The organism is Amycolatopsis sp. NPDC000009 (genome assembly GCF_055563465.1).
In genome coordinates this window covers 77,535-95,554 of sequence record NZ_JBVHDI010000012.1, presented here as the reverse complement: position 1 = coordinate 95,554, position 18,020 = coordinate 77,535, and the positions used below count along the sequence as shown (strand labels likewise).

Below are 18,020 nucleotides of genomic sequence, written 5' to 3'. Positions count from 1 at the left end.
GGGCCCCCGGCGCCCCCCCCTCTGGGCCCCCCGGGGGGGGGTGGGGGGGCCGGGGGGGGGGGGGGGGGGGGGGGGGCCGCCCCCCCCCCCCCCGAGCCTCTTCCGTACGGGGCTGACAGCGTCCTTCAGCGGGTCAGGGTGTAAATCGAGGCCCCGGGGTTGCTGTAGTCCTTACGCAGGAAGTCCAGCCCGTCCAGGTCCCGCAGGCCCGGTGCCGGCGGTTCGCCGATCTTGATCGGCGTGCTCCCGATCAGCACGTGCTTGACGTTCAGCCGCCGCACCGCGGCCCGCACCTCGGGGTCGGTGTCGTAATCCCGGAAGTGCAGCGCCAGGTACTTCGCGTCCGGCGGCGGCACGCCCGGGTCGTAGTGCCCGGCGACCGGATGGATACCGGTGATCGCGTACAGCCAGGCCGTCCCGTCGAAGCGCTCGTTGAGCACCTTCTCGTCCGGTCCGATGTTCATCTTGGTCAGCTCGTTCATCGCGGCCAGTTCGTCGGCGCCGACCGGCGGCGTGACCTCGCCCTCGGGCCCGTTGTAGTACAGGAACGACACCGCGTGCGCGTTCGACTCCGTGTAGAACCCCTTGGTCAGCACGGCCGACGCGGCCACGACGAGCACGGCGGTCGCCAGCCCCAGCCGGGCGGGCAGGGCGGGACGGCTCTTCACCCAGGAGCGCCCGCTCGCCCACTTCGCGAACCAGCGCTGCAGCTCCGCCATCCCGTGCCCGGCCAGCAGGCACAGCGGGATCGCGGCGAGCGCCATCAGGCGGTACCGGTCGTTCCACCACGGCCTCGACAGCGAGATCACCCACGGTTCGGCGCCGAACGAGGCGACCAGCACGAACAGCGCCGAGAAGCCGATCGCCGAAAGACCCAGCCAGCGCATCCGGCCGAGCCGGAACAGGCTCAGCACGCCGATCACCAGCAGCACCGTCAGCCACACCTGCGGGGCGCTCAGCACCTGCCGGAACGTCACCAGGAGCCCCAGCGACTTCAGCACCGGCAGATCCGAGCCCCACGCGTGATAAGGGTATGAACCCGAAGTGAATTTCAGGGCGCCGAGGATGTGCGGCGCCGCGAGCAGCGCGCTGCCCACCATCACCGGCACCATCTTGACGACGTCGCCGCCCATCACCCGCCAGCCGCCACGGCCTTCCGGCACTCCGTCGAGCGGCTTGTGCCGCAGCGCGCGGTACCAGCGCTGCACCACCAGCGGGAAGGCGAACAGCAGCGCCCCGAACAGCGCCGACGAATGCGCGGCCAGCAGGCCGACCGCGGTCAGCGCGAGCACATAGCCGGTGTCGAGGCCTGGCCGCGCGAGGAAGCGGGCCAGCGCGACGACGGCCAGCGGCGTCAGCACGATCCCCAGCGCGAACGGCAGGAGCCCGCTGGACACCGACTCGTACGCGCCGGTGGTGGCCGCGGCGGCCACCAGGGCCGTGCAGCCCGCGAACACGGCCCGCCCGCCGAGCTGGCGGATCAGGGCGACCATCGACAGCGCGAAGACGCCGGCGACCGGCATGGTGATGGCGTTCAGCGTGACCGGGATCGTCGTCCCCGAAATCGAGTACACGAGCGAGCCGACCAGGTGATACGCGTTCGGGTAGAACGACCCGTCCGGGTACCAGTTGATGGTGCCCATGCCGGTCAGCGAGCCGTCGCCGGTCTCGGCGATGTAGCGGATGCCGTTCGCGTGGAAGACGGTGTCCCAGCGCTGGAACACCGCCGTCGTCCCACCGCGGGCCGAGAGCACCACGAGGATCGAGAGCCCCACGGCCAGCGCGACGCAGGCCGCGACGGCGTAGTGCGCGCGCGGGTGCCACTTCGTCGGCGGTTCCTCGCCGCCCGGCTTGAGCCGGCCGCGGCTCAGACCCAGCTTGCGGAGGCCGAAGCCGATCCCGGCGAGCACGACCGTGACGGCCGCCACGGTCAGCGGGTTGTACGACACACCCGCGAGTGCCAGCCACGGACCGGCCAGTCCGGTTACCGTGTAGGACAGCAGTGGGGCCAGGCCCGCCAGTGCCCAGCCGCGCAGGCCCGCGGCCCGGCCGACGAGCCCGCCGGGGACCGCCAGGACGGCCAGATAGGTGAGGGTCGCACCGAAGTACGACCAGAAGGTGTCCGGAGTAGGCACTGCTTCCTAAATGTGTCTGTCGAAGGTGAAAACCGATGCTCGCTGCAGGGCTCGGAGTCGACGTGCGTACCCTCGACGCCCGTGAGCGCGCACACGAACCCCGACAAGATTACTGAAGCCGATTACACCGGCTACGACCTCATCGTCGTCGGCTCCGGATTCTTCGGGCTGACCGTCGCCGAACGGGCCGCGGCCGAGCTCGGCAAGAAGGTCCTCGTGCTGGAGCGGCGGCACCACCTCGGTGGTAACGCCTACTCCGAGGCCGAGCCGGAGACCGGGATCGAGGTGCACCGTTACGGTGCGCACCTGTTCCACACCTCCAACAAGCGTGTGTGGGAGTACGTCAACCGCTTCACCGAGTTCACGAACTACCAGCACCGCGTGTTCGGCAAGTACCAGGGGCAGGTGTACCCGCTGCCGATGAACCTGGCGCTGATCAACCAGTTCTTCGGCAAGTCGCACACGCCGGACGAGGCCCGCGAGCTGATCGCCAAGCAGGCGTCGGAGTTCGAGACCGCGAACGCGCAGAACCTCGAAGAGAAGGCGATCTCGCTGATCGGCCGCCCGCTCTACGAGGCGTTCATCCGCGGCTACACGGCCAAGCAGTGGGAGAACGACCCGAAGAACCTCGGCGCCGACATCATCACCCGGCTCCCGGTCCGCTACACCTTCGACAACCGGTACTTCAACGACACCTACGAGGGTCTGCCGGTCGACGGCTACACCGCGTGGCTCGAGAAGATGGCCGAGCACGAGAACATCGAGGTGCGGCTGAACGTCGACTACTTCGACGTCCGCGAGCACATCCCCGCCGGTACCCCGACCGTCTACACCGGTCCGCTGGACCGCTACTTCGACTACTCCGCGGGCCGGTTCACCTGGCGCACGGTGGACTTCGAGTCCGAGGTGGTCGAGACGGGTGATTTCCAGGGAGCCTCGGTCGTCAACTACAACGACGAAGAGGTGCCGTACACCCGGATCATCGAGTTCCGGCACTTCCACCCGGAGCGCAAGCACTACCCGACCGACAAGACGGTCGTGTTCCGCGAGTACTCCCGGTTCGCCGGCGAGGCCGACGAGCCGTACTACCCGATCAACACCCCGGAGAACCGCGAGAAGCTCGAGGCCTACCGCGAGCTGGCGAAGGCCGAGGCCAAGAACAAGAACGTGCTGTTCGGCGGTCGTCTCGGTACCTACAAGTACCTCGACATGCACATGGCCATCGGCTCGGCGCTGTCCGTGTTCGACAACAAGATCGCGCCGCACCTGACCGATGGCGCGCCTCTCGACGGGTCCCTCGATGCTTGAGAAGGGCGCTCCCACCGGCGAGGTGGCGGTTCTGTCGAAGGTCCAGGGCATCCTCAAGAGCGACGTCTCGGTGAAGGCGGCACGGGGTCTTTCGCACTTCGGCGAGCACAGCGCGGGATGGTTCGCGCTGGGGCTCGTCGGGGCGGCGGTCGACAAGAAGCGCCGCAAGGACTGGCTGGTCGCGGCGGCCGGGGTCGTCGGCGCGCACGCCGCGTCGATCGCGGTGAAACGCGTGGTCAGGCGGCCCCGGCCGGACCACCCGAGCGTCGAGGTCCTGGTCTCCACGCCGAGCAAGCTGAGCTTCCCGTCCTCGCACGCGACATCGACTACGGCGGCGGCGGTGCTCTACTCCGGATTGACCGGGCGTAACCTGGTCCCGGCCCTGGTACCGCCGATGCTGGCCTCCCGGCTCGTGCTCGGCGTCCACTACCCGACCGACGTTCTGGCCGGAGCGGCCCTAGGGGGCGTAGTCGGCGGCCTGATACGTAGGAAGCTGAAGCGACGATGAGTGAAACGACCGAGAAGGCCGATTCCAAGCCTGACGACGTAGAACCCGTGGCCGAGGCCGCCGAACCGAAGAAGGTCGCCGGCGGTCTCGTCGGCGGCATCATCAAGACGGCACGCCCGCGCCAGTGGGTGAAGAACGTGCTGGTGTTCGCCGCACCGTTCTTCGCCTTTTCGAAGTCAACGGACCGGACCGGCCTGCTGATCGCCGCGCTGATCGCCTTCGCGGCGTTCTCGCTGGTGGCCTCCTCGGTCTATCTCATCAACGACGCGATCGACGTCGAGGCCGACCGGGCGCATCCGACCAAGCGGAACCGGCCCATCGCGGCCGGGATCGTGCCGGTGCCGGTGGCGTTCGTCGCGGCGGCCGTGTTCTTCGCGGCGGGTCTCGGCATCTCGTTCTTCGCCAGCTGGCAGCTCGCGGTCGTGCTGGCGGTCTACGAGGCCGTCCAGCTCGGCTACTGCTTCGGGCTCAAGCACCAGCCGGTGGTCGATCTGGCCATCGTCGGCTCGGGCTTCCTGATGCGGTCGATCGCCGGCGGTGTCGCCGCGGGTATCGCGCTTTCGCAGTGGTTCCTGCTGGTCACCGCGTTCGGTTCGCTGTTCATGGTGGCGGGCAAGCGCTACGCCGAGATCATGCTCTTCGAGCGCACGGGCGCGAAGATCCGGTCTTCGCTCAAGAAGTACTCGGCGAGCTACCTGCGGTTCGTCTGGGCGACGTCCGCGGCGATCCTGATCATGTCGTACTGCCTGTGGGCGTTCGAGATCCGCCAGGTCGAGCACGACTCGGTCTGGGCGGTCGTCTCGATGGTCCCGTTCGTGGTGGCCGTCCTGCGGTACGCCGTCGACGTCGACGGCGGCAACGCGGGCGAGCCGGAGGAGATCGCGCTCAAGGACCGCGTGCTCCAGGTGCTCGGCGCGAGCTGGGTCGTCACGCTGTTCCTGTCGTTCTATCTCTGATTCGACAGCTCACGCACAGCGCATCCATAGGAAGCGCACGCATCCTCGGTAATGGGGGCGGGCACGCAGCCCGCCCCCATCAACCTGAGGAGCGAAAGATGAGCGACCCGCAGCGGCCGTCCGAAGACGAGGACAAGACGGTCGAGCAGCCCGCCGAGGCTCCCGCCGCGCCCCCTCCGGTGCGGCAGGTCCCGCCGAAGAAGGGCGGATTCCGCCGGTTCGCCGGGCACCGTGCGACGCAGCTGGTCGCGGTCGGCGCCCTCGGCTTCATCCTCGGCGGCGGCATCATCGGCACCGCCGTCGGCCTGGCCTCCCGCGACGGTGACCGGCCCGGTTTCTCCCGTGAACACCGTGGTCATGGCGGTCCCGGCATGCACCGTGACTTCCGTGACGGCCCAGGAGACCGCGGCTGGCGTGACGAGTCCCACGGCAGGTAGATAACGGAAACATCACGTCGCCGTGTACGGTGTCCGTGATGCGAAGCGCCTCCGCCGATCTGCCCCAGGCTCCCGGTGCGCTGCCGGGAGCTGCCGTCCTTACCCGCCCCTGGGTGCTCCCGGCCGGGGCGGCGGTCGCTTCGGCCCTGGTGTTCGTGCTGGTCAGCGGGCATTTGATCGACGACACGTACATCACGCTCTCGTACGCGAAGAACCTCGCCTTCCACGGCCACTGGGGCCTGATCGAAGAGGGCACCGCCAACACCGCGACGTCGCCGCTGAACGTCCTCGTGCTGGCGCTCGTCACCTTCATCGTGCGGGACGCCGTCTTCGCCGCGGGGATCGTCTTCGTCGCGAGCCAGGTGGCGCTCGCCCTCGGCCTGCGCCGCATCGGCGCCGCGACCGGGCTCTCCGGCTGGTTCGCCCCGCTGGCGCTGGGCATGCTGCTGGTGAACCCGCTGCTGCTGTCGTCGGCCGGGCTCGAAGTCGCCCTCGGCGCGGCCGCCGTCGTCTGGTCGATGGTGTTGCTGCACGAACGCCGTCCCGCCACCGCGGGTGCGGTGATCGGCCTGATCGCGCTGATCCGGATCGACCTGCTGCTGATCGCGTTCGTGCTGTTCCTCGGCCGCCGCGAATTCTGGGTTGGCATCTGGCGGATGACGTTCGCCGCGCTCGCGGTGACGCTGCCGTGGTTCCTGTTCAGCTGGCTGGTACTGGGTTCGGCGGTGCCGGACACCCTGGTCATCAAGATCATGCAGCGCTCGTGGGGGCCGTTCAGTTTCACCAACGGCCCGCTGCTGTACCTGCACAGTTTCCCGGTGGCGGCGACGCTTTCCTTCCTGCCGCTCGTGATCGGCGGGCTCGCCGGTCTACTGTGGACATTCCACTTCCGGCGCGGTTCGGCGCGGGCGAAGCGGCTGCTGCCGTTCGCCACGCTCGCCATCGCCGGCGCGACGCACTATCTGGCCTATTGCTGGCTGAACGTCCCGCCGTACCACTGGTATTACGCGCCGAGCATCGTCGGCGCGACGATCTTCCTCGCCGCCGGAGCCTGCGCGGTGCCCGGCCGGGCCCGGCTCGGCGCGGGGATCCTCGCGGGCGCCTTCCTCCTCGCGAGCGTTGTCGCCTACGCGGCTCCCGAACTGCCGCGCCGGTTCGCCCCCATCACCAGCAACCACGCCGCGTCCGACGAATACCGCGCGATCGGCGCGCAACTGGGCGAACTGACCAAGGGGCGCAAGGTGGAGAGCGCGGGCGAGGTCGGCGCGCTCGCCTACTCCTGCGATTGCGACATCGTCGACCAGTTCTCCGACCGCGGCTCCGTCGATCCGGCGATCGTCGAGACGAAGAACCGCAGCAGCGATCTCGGCAAGGCTCTGCTGGCGGCGAATTTCCGGTTCTTCGACCACAGCGTCCCGCCCGCGACCCCGGATCTCGTGCTGGCCACCACCCGGAAGGCGCCGCCGCCGAACGCGCTGGCGACCTGGACGATCAGCTCGCCCTGGATGGGCACCCAGAGCCTGTACCTCCTCCCGGCGCGCTGACCCCTCCCGCATTTCGTCCTCTGAATGCGGTAGTTCGCGATGCCAACTACCGCATTCAGAGGACGAAATGCGGGGAGTCAGCGGCGGGAACGGGCGCGGTCGGCCTTCGTGACGGCCAGCATGTCCCGCTGGTAGACCACGGACCCGTCGGCGAAGACGAACTGAAGCACCGGCCGCGGCGGGAAACTCCGCCCCAGGTAGAGCGCGGACACCGAACGGACCACTCCCGACGGCATCTCCTCGAAGGTCCGGAACGGCTGGGCGGGATCCTCGCCCTCCAGCATCTTCGCCGGGTACACGATGGCCAGCCGCCGATCGGACAGCGTCAGCCGTGCCTCGCCCTTGCCGCCGGCGAGGTGGTCCGCGAGCCGCGCGGCGGTCTGATCCGCGGTCCGCGCGACGGCCCAGTAGGCGATCGTCGGGTCGTCGGTCCAGTCGCCTTCGAGCACGTCGGAAGCGGGCAGCGGCCACCGCGTTTTCCCCGTCACCGCAGGGGTTTCCCGCGACGGCTCATACGGCAGCGTGAGTTCGCCATCGAGCAACAGGCCGACGTACCCGTGCGCGGGCGGGCAGCCGATGATCAGACGCTCGCCGGGCGCGAGCCAGAACTGGTGCAGTTCCCGTTCGACGATCTCGTCGACGGACTTCGCCATCGGAAGCGTGGTCTCCATCAGCTCACCGTCATCGAGTGCAGCCAGGCGAACTGCCGGGGATCGTCGCAGTCGAACAGGAAATCCATTCCCGATCCGTCCACAAAGGACGCCCGAAGACACGGTCGCCGTTTCTTGCCGTGTTCGGCCACCGCGAAACCGGCGATCGCCTCGCGCGGGATCTCGGCGCACGGCACCATCTCGTGCCGCGCGACCGGGACTCCCTCGGCGTTCTCGCCGTAGGTCTTCGTGGTCATGATCGAGGCGATGTCCTTGCCGAACCCGATCGCCTTCGCCATGAACGACTTCTTCGTGGGCTCTTCCGGGGCGACGAACTTCTCCAGCACCAGCAGCCGCGCGCTGGTCAGCGCCCAAAGCCGCGAAAGCGAGCCGCTGGTGGGCAGCTCCCGCACCGCCGCGTGCGCGAGGCCGCCCTGGTCACCGAGCACGACGACCTGCGGCGACGGCGGATTCGACCGGCCGCTGTCGTCGCCCCCGCCCAGCGCCGCGCCGACCATGTCGCCCGCGAAGTTCGCCGCGCCCGAGCCGATCTTGCCCAGCACGCTCTTCTTCGGCACTCCCCACGGGTCGAGGCCGCGCACGTCGTAGTTCAGCGTCCGGCCGTACGCGGCCCACAGCAACCGTTCGCCCGGGTGCAGCGAAGGCAGGGCCTGCGACGCGGCCCCGAGCGGGTAGCCGAGATTCATTCTTCGATCGTGAACCCTCTGTCGGTCGCCGCGCGGCGCTCTTCTTCCGACGACGAATCCCGCGACTCGTGGTAGCCGGCCTTGACGCCCTGCTCGACGCCCAGTTCGGCCAGATTACCGGCACTGCCGCGGAAGGCGGCCTTGCCGACGCTGGTCGTGCCGCTCATACCCATCGCCCGCAGCCCGGCCTCGGTGAGGTTCGTGGTCAGCGCGTCCGAGCCCTCGCCACCGACGCCGTACCGGTCCGCGAACCTGTTGGCCGTCTTGGAAGCCCCGGTCGCCGGGTTGGCCTTCGTGACGATCTTGGCCAGCGGGTTCTTGTCGATCTGGTCGGCGAGCCGCTTCTGCAGCCAGTTGCCGTCGCGCAGCCCTTCGGTGCGCTCGACGACCTTCTTCAGCGGCCCGTTGCGGAGCGCCTTCAGGATGTCTTCGAGCTTGTCGATCAACGGCTTGAGCTTGCCGAGCAGCTGCTTGACCTTCATCCCGAGCCGCCCGCCGGTGACCGCGACCTGGCCGGCCGTGGCCGCGCCCGCCGCGCCGACCGAGGCGCCCGCCGTGATCCACGAGGCGGCCAGCGCGGCCAGCCACTCGATGATCAGGCCCATCACCAGTTCCTGGATGATGTCGATGACGATCTCGACGAAGGCGTCGAACAGGTCGGCGGCGATCTCCAGGATCTGCTGCAGCCCGCGGACGTCGTTCGCGAACGCCTTGGCGCCGCCCGAGAACTCGGTCATCTGGCCGCGGAACGCGTCACCCGCTTGGCCTTTCCAAGCCTCCGTGGTGCCTTCGGCGCGCTTCTGCTCGTGTTCGGCGACGCCGTCGAGCCACTTCGCCGTCTGCTCCCAGCCCTTGGCGGTGCTGCGCATCTGCTCGGGGTCACCGATCGCGGGCTCCAGCACCAGCTCGACCAGCGGGCTGATCACGATCCCGATCAGGAAGCCGAGTCCGTTGTCCACAAAGGACTGTCCGGGGCTGGTCACGAGCTGGAGCTGCTCCATCCGCGCGTGCACGGCCGCGATCGCGACGTCCGGCGGGCTGCTCGCCCTGGCGACCTCCGAGGACGTGCTGATCCACGAGCTGCCGTAGCCGCCGTTCTGCTCCAAGAACCCCTTGCGGCCGGAGTCGCCGGCGCTGTTGAGGTCGCTCAGGCTGCCGGGGCCGCCGCCGCCGTCGTCCAGGCCCGCGCCGAGGCCGGTGATGACCTCGGCGGTGCCCTGGTTGTGGTCGAGGTAGGTCTTCGCCGCGGTGGTGGTCTTGTCGGCGATCTGGTCCATGAAGGATCTCGCCTGCTCGGCGAGGCCCTGGCACTCCTGCAGCCCGTCGAAGTACTTGAAGGCCATCAGTTCGCCGAGCGGGCCGAAGCAGTCGTCCGAGACCCTGGCCTGCTCCAGCAGGCTCGCGAGGCTGCCGAAGTTCCCCGAGGCCTCTTTGGACCCCGTCGCGTGCGCGGTGAGCGCTTCCGTCTGTACGCCGAAGCCGGTCAAAACGAGTCCCTCCGCAGGATCGGGCCACCGAAGTCGTCGTCGTCCGCGGGAGCGGGGCGCGCCGGGCGCTGGGTGCGGACGGGCTGCTGCGCGGCCGGGCCGGCGAGGGATTCCGCGGGCGGCGGAGCGCTCGGCCCGAGCGGTTCGACGTGGGCGTTGAACGCCTCTTTGAACTGGTCCGCGCGGTCACCGAGGATCGGCTGGACGGTCTGCTGCATCGCGGCCGCGGCCTGCTGGGTCGCTTCTCTGACCGCGGTGAGGATCTCCTGCTGCAGCGCGGTGTGCGTGCGGTTCATCGCCTTGGGGGACAGCTGGAGTCCCAGCAGGGCGCCGGACGGGGCGACGGTCACCGTCACCGAGCCGTCGGCGTTGCGCGCGGACCCGCGCAGCCCGGCGATCTTGTCCTTCAGTTCCGCTGCTTTGGCGGCCTGCTCCTGAAACGACCGGATGGCCGCGTCGAGCCTGGCTTCCTGGTCAGCCATCGATTCCTCTCAACCCGGGGACGGAGGGGCGTCCGTGCCCGGGTGAGACGAATGGTGTGAAGCGCTCGTTCCCTAGATCGGCAGTTTCCGGAAGATCGGCCGGGGGATGTGCCGCAGGGCCGACATGACCAGGCGGAACGGCGCGGGCGACCACACCAGTTCCTTGCCGGCGCGCGAGGCGGCGACCGCGGTCTCGGCGACCTGCTCGACGTCCACCGTCAGCGGGGCGTCCTTGAGACCTTCGGTCATCTTGGTCCGGACCTGGCCGGAGCGGACGACGGTGATCTGCACGCCGAACTCGGCCAGCGCCTCGCCGAGGCCCAGGTAGAAGCCGTCGAAACCGGCCTTGGAGGAGCCGTAGACGAAGTTCGACCGGCGGACCCGCTCACCGGCGACCGACGACAGCGCGATGACCTTGCCGTGGCCCTGCTTCTTGAGCTTGTTCGACAGCGCGACACCGACCGACACGGCGGCCGAGTAGTTCACGGTGGCCGCCTCGACGGCCTTCGCGTGGTCCTGCCACAGCTCTTCCTGGTCACCGAGCAGGCCGAACGCCACGACGGTGACGTCGATGTCGCCGGCGTCGAACGCCTTGTCCAGCGCGGCGGGGTGCGAGTCCATGTCCTTGGCGTCGAAGTCCACAGTGGACACCTCGGCGCCCTTGTCCTTCAGGCGCTGCGCGGCCGCGTCGAGCCGAGGCGACCGACGTCCCGCGAGCACGACTCGGAGGGGCTTCTCGGCCAGGTACTTCTCCGCGATCGCGAGCGCGATGTCGGAGGTGCCGCCGAGCAGCAGCAGGGACTGGGGGTTGCCCACAGCGTCGATCACAGTTCCAACCTTCGGGACATGTCAGAGGCGAAAACGCCTTCGGGGTCAACGGAGGCGCGGACCTTGCGCCATTCTTCGAGCCGCGGGTACATCTTCGCGAAGTTCTCCGCGGAGGTGCGCGAGTCCTTCGCCGTGTACAGACGGCCGCCGAGCGCGAGAACGTCTTCGTCGAGTTCCTGGCAGAACCGGCTCAGCCCGTCCTTGATCGGGAAGTCGAGGCAGACCATCCAGCCGGGGTGCGGGAACGACAGCGGCGCCGCGTTGCCCTCACCCATCTGCTTGAACACGTTGAGGAACGACACGTGGCCGGAGTCGGCGACCTTCTGGATGATCCGGCGCAGCGGCTCGTGCGCGTTCAGCGGCGTGCTGAACTGGTACTGCAGGAAACCCTTGGAGCCGTACGCCCGGTTCCACTCGCCGAACAGGTCCAGCGGGTGGTAGAAGGCGGTCAGGCTCTGGATCTGGTCGCGCGCGTTCTTCGCGGTCTTGCGGTAGTACAGCTCGCCGACCATGGAGAACGACAGCTTGTTCATGAGCCCGTTCGGAAAGATGTCCGGCAGGGTGGCCAGCGTGCCCGGGTTGAACTTGAGCGGGTCGGCCCGCAGCTTGGGCGGCAGTTCGTCCAGCTTCGCGAGCGAGCCGCGCTGGAAGGCGGCGCGGCCGAGCTTCGCGCCCCTGGAGATCGAGTCGAACCAGCCGGACGAGTACGTGTAGTTGGCCTCGGAGCCGTCGGTGACCAGCGCCAGGGTCTCGTCGAGGTTCGCCGTGCGCTGGATGTCGGCCTTGAAGTAGGCCGTCTCGGTCTTCGTCATCCGGATCTTGGCGCGGACGATGATGCCCGTCAGGCCGATACCGGCCACGGTCGCCCAGAACAGCTCCGCGTCGGGGCCCTCCGGCGTGAGCGTGCGCACCTGCCCGTCGGCGGTGACCAGGTCCATCGACACCACGTGGTTGCCGAAGCTGCCCGCCGAGTGGTGGTTCTTGCCGTGGATGTCGTTGGCGATCGCGCCGCCGATGGTGACCTGGCGCGTACCCGGCAGCACCGGCACCCACAGCCCGTACGGCAGGCCCTCGCGCATCAGCTTGTCGAGGCTGACGCCCGCGTCGAGGTCGACGATGCCGGAATCCGGGTCGATCGAGTGGATGCGGTCCAGCGCGGTCATGTCGACGACCAGGCCGCCGGCGTTCTGCGCCGGGTCGCCGTAGGAGCGGCCGAGACCACGCGCGATGACCCCGCGTTCCCCGGCCCGCGTCACCGCGCGGGCGATGGCTTCCACGTCGGGGGTGCTCAGGACGTCCGCGATACTCGGCGACGTCCTCGCCCAGCCCATGAGCGACTGCCGCTGTGTCTTGGGTGCTTGGGTCACGCCGACCAGGGTAACCACGCCGAACAATGCCCGGAACGTGACCCTGAAGTGCTCGCTTCTACACTTTGCGCACCAGCCCCAGCAGTTTATGAGGTAGAGCAGTGGTGGCGACCGACCCGAAAGCCGGCGTGACGGCAGCAGCGCCGTCCTCTCCTGGGCTGCTCGGGCAGCTCATCCGCTTCGGCCTCATCGGCGGCTTCTGCGCCTTGGTCGATTTCGGCGTCTACCAGGGGCTTCGCGCTCTCGGAATGGACGCGACGCCGTGGGTGGACGTCGCCCGCGCGCTCAGCTTCATCGTGGGCACCACGACCGCCTTCTTCCTGAACCGCAAGTTCACCTTCGCCGGTGGACGCCAGGAGGGCGCGCGTCAGATCGGTAGCTTCGTGCTCTTGTACGCCGTGACGTTCCTCGTCGCCGTCGGCGTCAACCGCACGATGCTGCACGTCCTGCCGGAGTCGGCCTGGAAGGCCACTTTCGGCTGGGTCGTTTCGCAGGCAACCGCGACCATGATCAATTTCGTCATGCTCAAGTGGGTCGTCTTCCGTGAGCCCCGCGCCATCGCCACCAGCAAAGAGGAGAACTGAGGATTCATGCCCGGTAAAGCCGCCGTCACCGGAGAGGCCCCGAGCGCCATGGTGAGCACTGTCGACGACACCCGCTTCGCGGAACGCACCCCGCAGGGCCGTCTCACCGCGCAGCGCGGGCTCTATGCCGGCCCGGCCCCCATCGTCAGCAAAGACCTCTACGCCGAGCTCCAATGGGGTAGTGCCGTGCGCGAGCGTGCGGGCATCACCATCGAGCCGGCGTCGAAGGTGTCCGGCAACACCTATTTCGGCCGTTTCCCCGCGAGCTACTGGCAGCGCTGGACCGACGTGACCGAGGTGCAGGTCGAGGCCGTCGTCACCGGTGACGGCCAGCTGTCCGTCGGCGCTTCCGACATCGAGGGCGACGCGCGTGTGGTCGCCGCCGAGGTCGTCACGGGCGCGAAGCGGCAGAAGGTGACGCTCGCCGCGAAGCTCGACAAGTTCTACGACGGCGGCGCGCTCTGGCTCGACCTCGAAACCGAGGGCGGCCAGTCGCTCAGCGTCGAGAACGTCCGCTGGACGGTCGCAGCGCCGGAGAAGATCCGCCCGACCGCGGTGACCATCTGCACGATGAACCGCGCCGACGACTGCCTGTCCAACCTGCAGGCGCTCGCCGCCGACGTCTCCTCGCTGGAGACGCTCGACGCGATCTACGTCGCCGACCAGGGCACCGACCTCGTCGAGTCGCGTGACGGCTTCGAGCAGGTCGCGAAGGACCTCGGCGAGAAGCTGCACTACATCAAGCAGCCGAACCTCGGCGGCGCCGGCGGGTTCACCCGCGGCCTCTACGAGGTCGCCGGGCACACCGAGACCGAGCACGCGAACGTCCTGTTCATGGACGACGACGTGCTGCTGGAGCCGGATCTCGTGATCCGGATGACCGCGTTCTCCAACCGCACGGTCAACCCGGTCATCGTCGGCGGCCAGATGCTGAACCTGCTGCACCCGAACCAGCTGCACGTCGGCGCCGAATACGCCCGGCTGAACACGCTGGAGCCCGGCCAGCCGGTCACGCACTCGCTCTCGACCGCCGACCTGCTCGGCGTCGACGAGGAGACCCTCAAGCCGAACCGTCAGGAACGCCGCCTCGACGCCGGGTACAACGGCTGGTGGTCGTGCCTGATCCCGTACGAGGTCGTCAAGGCCACGGGCTACCCGCTGCCGTTCTTCTTCCAGTGGGACGACGCGGAGTACAGCTACCGCGCCCGCGCGCACGGCTTCCCCACGGTCACCCTTCCGGGCGCCGGCGTCTGGCACGCCGACTTCCACTGGAAGGACTGGGACGAGTGGCACCGCTACTTCAACCTGCGGAACTCGATCATCACCGCCGCGCTGCACTCGCCGTTCAACCTGAACCTGCTCTCGCGCGTGCTCATCGCGCAGCTGGTGCGGTACCTGCTCGGCATGCAGTACGGCCTGTCCGCCACGCTGATCAAGGCCGTCGAGGACTTCCTCGAGGGGCCGGAGGTCCTGCGTGACGGCGGCGTCGCCGCGATGAAGGAGATCCGCCGGATCCGCGACGAGTACCCCGAGACCAAACGGCACAAGGCCACCGACGTCCCGGGCATCGCGTCGAACGACATCGGCATCATCAACAGCGCGCCGCGGCCCAGCATGCAGCGGCTGGTGCTGATCAAGCGGATCCTCGACCGGGTGCTCGGCCGCAGCCGCCACTCGCTCGGCGCGATCCCGATCGACGAGGCCCACTGGTGGCACGTCGCGACCTTCGACACCGCCGTCGTCACCGATGCTTCGCAGGAAGGCGTGCGGGTCCGCTCGTACGACCGCGTGAAGATGTTCGAGCTGGCGCGCCGGGGCGCGAAGGTGATCCAGCGGCTTCGCAAGGAAGGCGCGGCGGTGCAGGAGCAGTACAAGCGCGCCATGCCCGAGCTGAGCTCGCGGGACAACTGGAAGCGCCTCTACAAGCTGTAGGCACTGACTGACGTGAGCTGAAAGGGCCCTTCACCGCATACAACGCGGTGAAGGGCCCTTTCGCTTCGCTCGACCCTGGTCACCTGCTGCCGGCGCGTTGCGAAAGCCACTTTCGCAACCTTCAACGTTGCGAAAGTGGCTTTCGCAACCCCTCGCCCTGTGCCCTGCCCCGGTCGCTGTAACGGGAGCAAGGGACCTTTAGTGCCGCTAGTTTTCCTAGCGCCGCTAGAACCACAACAGGTCAAGTAAGGGTAGCCTTACTTGCATGACGGATCTGGTGGCCCGAGCCCACGCCCTCGCCGATGATCTCCTCTTCCCCGCAGCCACCGAAGTCGACGTCAAGGGCGAAGTCCCTTCAAGTCACCTCGACGCTCTCGCGGCCGAAGGCTTCTACGGCCTCGCGGCGCCCAAAGAAGTCGGCGGTCCGGGCGCCGGTCTCCCGGAGACCGTCGAGGTCCTCGAGGCATTGGCGGGCGGCTGCCTCAGCACGATGTTCACCTGGGTCCAGCACCACGGCCTGGTCGCGGCGCTGGCCGCTGCCGACACAGCCGACAACGCCGACCTGCGCGATCGCTACCTTCCATCGCTGATCAGCGGGGAGCTGAAGGCCGGCGCCGCGTTCGCCGCGGTGATCCCGACCCCGCCGAGGCTGCGGGCGGAACGCGTCGGCGGTGGCTACCTCCTCGACGGCGAAGCCCCCTTCGTCAGCGGTTGGGGCGTCATCGACCTGCTCCAGCTCAGCGCCCGCGACGGCGACACCGTCGTCGGCGCGATCATCGATCCGGTCGCCGGGGAGCAGCTGCAGGTCCAGCCGCTCGACCTCGTCGCGGCACAGGGCACGTCCACCGTGCACCTCGGCTTCACCCGCTACTTCCTCGCCGACGACCGCGTCTACGGGAAGACCCCGCACGCGGACTTCGTCGCGGGCAACACCTTCGCCTCCCGCCTCAACGGCTGCGCGCCCCTCGGCCTTGCCGCCCGCGCCGCGCGGCTCATCGAAGACCTCGGGAAGGCCGACGTCGCCGCCGGGATCCGAGCCGAGATCGACACCGTCCGCGGCAGGCTCGACGCGGCGCTCGCCGATCCGCCGTCGCTGCCCGCGGCCAGGGCGGCGGGCGCGGAGCTCGCGTTCCGGGCCGCGGGCGCGCTGGTCGCGGCCAACGGCAGCACGTCGGTACTCGTCGGACGACACCCCCAGCGGCTCGTCCGGGAAGCCACCTTCCTGCTGGTCGCCGCCAGCCGCCCGGAGATCAAGACGGGACTGCTGGAGCTCTTCTCCCGGGGCTAGGGCGCGTTTCATAAGCCAAGGGCGCGAAGCCCATCGAACAGGCTTGTGAAACACGCCCTAGTGAAGACCGAACACCCTCGTCTTTCGGTTCAGGTCGTCGATGTAGGCGGCGGCGACGTGGGAGAAGTTGATCGCCACCTCGGAGTCGTCCCGCGTCCGGACCGTCTGCACCGCGCCGGTGCGGACGAAATGCGAGAGATCCTTGGTCAGCCGTTCGGTCTCCTCCGCCGTGAGCGCGAAGAGCAGCGGCTCACCGCCGGCGGCGAGATGGAGGACGAGCGCGGGTTTCTGGTCTGCCATGAATCCATGGCACCAGCCTTGATCAGGGCCGGGCAAGCGGGTTCGCTGCGGGCGTATCGGGTGTGTGGACTACGTTCATCCCGACGAACAAGACACCCGCGGGGGGAAATGGCGATGCCGCATTCGTTCTCGCTGTCGCTGGCGGCGGTGGACATCCTGCTCGAACACGGCCGGTTCGGCCCGGCACCGGTCCCGTTCGAGGTCCCGCACATCGGCACGACGACCGATCAGCGCGCGATGGTGCGCGAGGCCGTCTTCCGCGACCTCGAAGGCCGCGGCATGATGCGCGGCGGCAGGCTCGACGCCGACGTCGAACTGGCGCTCGCCACGTTCGCCAATCCGCAGCTCGCGGTCTGGGCGGTCGCGCAGCTGGACAAGGACAAGCAGCTGTTCGCGCGGGCGGCGACGAACGGGCAGTTCGCGGTTCTCGCGCGTCAGGACGAGAACCTGCTCGTGTTCGAGGAGACCAGGCCGACCGCGATCGTCGCGTCGATCGTCGACCTCCTGCCGCTCACCCCGGCGGGCCCCGGCCAGTCGGTCACCATCGCGAAACCGATGAGCGCTCCGAAGCGCCCCCGGAACGACGACGCGTACGACCCCTTCGCCCAGGTCAGCGGGCCCCGGTCGCACGGATCGAACCCGCAGCAGCGGCAGGTGGAGCGGATCTTCGAGAAACCGAAGACCCGCGTGGGCCAGTTCAGTGTGTTCATCCGCGGCGGCCAGGTCTTCCCGCCGCTGGCGTGGTTCGACACCGAGGCGGGCCGGTTCATGATGACTTCGCGCCAGGCGTCCGACGGGCAAAGCTGGCTGACCTACGCTCCCGCCGACAACGCGAGGATCGCGCAGCAGCTGTACGCCCAGCTCGAAGGCCAGTTCTGAACCTCCGGGAACCGGCGTGACGCCCGTTTCGTCACAGTTCCGGCGAGATCTCCGGTGATCGGGGAATCACCGTTGCGCTGAGTGCCCGGCTAGTAGACTTCCGGGCGAAACGCACGGGCGAGCAGACGATGCAGTGGGGCGGGCGATGGCTTTCGAAGCGGACGGCGGACAGGCGGCACCGGACTTCTCGATCGGCTCCGCCATGGGGGCGGCGGCCAAGTACGTGGAGGCGGGCGGCCTGAACCAGGCCGCGATCGCCAAGGTCAGCGCCGAGACCCAGAAACTGGTCTCGGCCGCCAAGAGCGGCGGCTTCAAGATCACCGCCGAGGGCGTCAAGCCGCTGCGTGAGGCGCTTGCGAACATGTCGGAAGAGCTCAGCGCGCTCAAGGTCAAGACCATGGCGCTGAACGAAGCCCCGCAGCTGGGCGGCCACCCGTACGGCAAGGCTGTCGCCGCGCACGACCACAAGGGCGCCGCACAGTCCGCCAACTCCGCGAACGCGATCATCGGGCAGTTCGAGCAGGTGGTCAAGGACGCCGACGAGGCGCTGGCCAGGGCCGCCGGGCTGTACAAGGACGTCGAAGATCGCGCGATCGACGCCACCAAGAAGATTCAGGCCTGAGGGACG

The 18,020-nt window shown here is 68.8% G+C and carries 18 protein-coding genes; 10 read left to right on the top strand and 8 right to left on the bottom strand.

Translation table 11 applies throughout. The features are described from left to right. Positions 1 to 125: 125 nt before the first annotated feature. The gene (locus ACZ3HL_RS28020) at positions 126 to 2,135 is read right to left on the bottom strand and encodes a DUF6541 family protein (protein ID WP_465414706.1); all 2,010 of its coding nucleotides are present in this window, start codon (positions 2,133 to 2,135) and stop codon (positions 126 to 128) included. Positions 2,136 to 2,216: 81 nt separating this feature from the next. On the opposite strand from ACZ3HL_RS28020, the gene glf reads away from it, so the two are divergent. The 5 genes from glf to ACZ3HL_RS27995 all read left to right on the top strand — a co-directional run bounded on the left by glf (position 2,217) and on the right by ACZ3HL_RS27995 (position 6,888). Continuing rightward, on the top strand, positions 2,217 to 3,443 hold the full coding sequence (gene glf / locus ACZ3HL_RS28015) for a UDP-galactopyranose mutase (protein WP_465414708.1): 1,227 nt from the start codon (positions 2,217 to 2,219) through the stop codon (positions 3,441 to 3,443). Further along, a complete protein-coding gene (locus ACZ3HL_RS28010; protein ID WP_465534649.1) occupies positions 3,436 to 3,951 on the top strand; it encodes a phosphatase PAP2 family protein in 516 nt (171 codons plus the stop codon). Before glf ends, ACZ3HL_RS28010 begins: the two co-directional genes overlap by 8 nt. Continuing rightward, on the top strand, positions 3,948 to 4,907 hold the full coding sequence (locus tag ACZ3HL_RS28005; protein ID WP_360134627.1) for a decaprenyl-phosphate phosphoribosyltransferase: 960 nt from the start codon (positions 3,948 to 3,950) through the stop codon (positions 4,905 to 4,907). The genes ACZ3HL_RS28010 and ACZ3HL_RS28005 overlap by 4 nt, the downstream gene beginning before the upstream one ends. Before the next feature lie 98 nt (positions 4,908 to 5,005). Further along, positions 5,006 to 5,344 carry a hypothetical protein gene (locus ACZ3HL_RS28000; protein WP_465414713.1) on the top strand — a complete coding sequence of 113 codons (339 nt, stop codon included), beginning with the start codon at positions 5,006 to 5,008 and terminating at the stop codon, positions 5,342 to 5,344. Positions 5,345 to 5,382: 38 nt separating this feature from the next. Then, on the top strand, positions 5,383 to 6,888 hold the full coding sequence (locus ACZ3HL_RS27995) for a hypothetical protein (RefSeq protein WP_465534648.1): 1,506 nt from the start codon (positions 5,383 to 5,385) through the stop codon (positions 6,886 to 6,888). Positions 6,889 to 6,965: 77 nt separating this feature from the next. On the opposite strand, the gene ACZ3HL_RS27990 is transcribed toward ACZ3HL_RS27995, so the two are convergent. From ACZ3HL_RS27990 to ACZ3HL_RS27965, 6 genes are all read right to left on the bottom strand, one after another. Next, a complete protein-coding gene (locus ACZ3HL_RS27990) occupies positions 6,966 to 7,559 on the bottom strand; it encodes a hypothetical protein (protein WP_465534647.1) in 594 nt (197 codons plus the stop codon). Then, positions 7,559 to 8,245, bottom strand: coding sequence for a hypothetical protein (locus ACZ3HL_RS27985; protein ID WP_465534646.1), 687 nt, complete (start codon positions 8,243 to 8,245; stop codon positions 7,559 to 7,561). The genes ACZ3HL_RS27990 and ACZ3HL_RS27985 overlap by 1 nt, the downstream gene beginning before the upstream one ends. Next, the gene (locus ACZ3HL_RS27980; RefSeq protein ID WP_465534645.1) at positions 8,242 to 9,732 is read right to left on the bottom strand and encodes a WXG100 family type VII secretion target; all 1,491 of its coding nucleotides are present in this window, start codon (positions 9,730 to 9,732) and stop codon (positions 8,242 to 8,244) included. The genes ACZ3HL_RS27985 and ACZ3HL_RS27980 overlap by 4 nt, the downstream gene beginning before the upstream one ends. Next, the gene (locus ACZ3HL_RS27975) at positions 9,729 to 10,214 is read right to left on the bottom strand and encodes a YbaB/EbfC family nucleoid-associated protein (protein ID WP_257483709.1); all 486 of its coding nucleotides are present in this window, start codon (positions 10,212 to 10,214) and stop codon (positions 9,729 to 9,731) included. The genes ACZ3HL_RS27980 and ACZ3HL_RS27975 overlap by 4 nt, the downstream gene beginning before the upstream one ends. 72 nt (positions 10,215 to 10,286) lie before the next feature. Next, positions 10,287 to 11,042 carry a decaprenylphospho-beta-D-erythro-pentofuranosid-2-ulose 2-reductase gene (locus ACZ3HL_RS27970; protein WP_465534644.1) on the bottom strand — a complete coding sequence of 252 codons (756 nt, stop codon included), beginning with the start codon at positions 11,040 to 11,042 and terminating at the stop codon, positions 10,287 to 10,289. Further along, the gene (locus ACZ3HL_RS27965) at positions 11,039 to 12,409 is read right to left on the bottom strand and encodes an FAD-binding protein (RefSeq protein WP_465534643.1); all 1,371 of its coding nucleotides are present in this window, start codon (positions 12,407 to 12,409) and stop codon (positions 11,039 to 11,041) included. Before ACZ3HL_RS27965 ends, ACZ3HL_RS27970 begins: the two co-directional genes overlap by 4 nt. Positions 12,410 to 12,510: 101 nt before the next feature. On the opposite strand from ACZ3HL_RS27965, the gene ACZ3HL_RS27960 reads away from it, so the two are divergent. From ACZ3HL_RS27960 to ACZ3HL_RS27950, 3 genes are all read left to right on the top strand, one after another. After that, positions 12,511 to 12,993 carry a GtrA family protein gene (locus ACZ3HL_RS27960; protein ID WP_465414729.1) on the top strand — a complete coding sequence of 161 codons (483 nt, stop codon included), beginning with the start codon at positions 12,511 to 12,513 and terminating at the stop codon, positions 12,991 to 12,993. A gap of 6 nt (positions 12,994 to 12,999) precedes the next feature. Further along, a complete protein-coding gene (locus tag ACZ3HL_RS27955) occupies positions 13,000 to 14,925 on the top strand; it encodes a glycosyltransferase (protein WP_465534642.1) in 1,926 nt (641 codons plus the stop codon). Positions 14,926 to 15,190: 265 nt separating this feature from the next. After that, entirely contained in the window at positions 15,191 to 16,213 is a 1,023-nt protein-coding gene (locus ACZ3HL_RS27950; protein ID WP_465534641.1) for an acyl-CoA dehydrogenase family protein, read from the top strand. Between the two features lie 57 nt (positions 16,214 to 16,270). On the opposite strand, the gene ACZ3HL_RS27945 is transcribed toward ACZ3HL_RS27950, so the two are convergent. Next, entirely contained in the window at positions 16,271 to 16,513 is a 243-nt protein-coding gene (locus ACZ3HL_RS27945; protein ID WP_126732425.1) for a hypothetical protein, read from the bottom strand. Positions 16,514 to 16,627: 114 nt separating this feature from the next. Between ACZ3HL_RS27945 and ACZ3HL_RS27940 the strand changes: the two genes are divergently transcribed. Further along, positions 16,628 to 17,392, top strand: a complete 765-nt coding sequence (locus ACZ3HL_RS27940) for an ESX secretion-associated protein EspG (protein ID WP_465414736.1) — start codon at positions 16,628 to 16,630, stop codon at positions 17,390 to 17,392. A gap of 145 nt (positions 17,393 to 17,537) precedes the next feature. After that, on the top strand, positions 17,538 to 18,014 hold the full coding sequence (locus ACZ3HL_RS27935; protein WP_465414738.1) for a hypothetical protein: 477 nt from the start codon (positions 17,538 to 17,540) through the stop codon (positions 18,012 to 18,014). Positions 18,015 to 18,020: the final 6 nt, after the last annotated feature.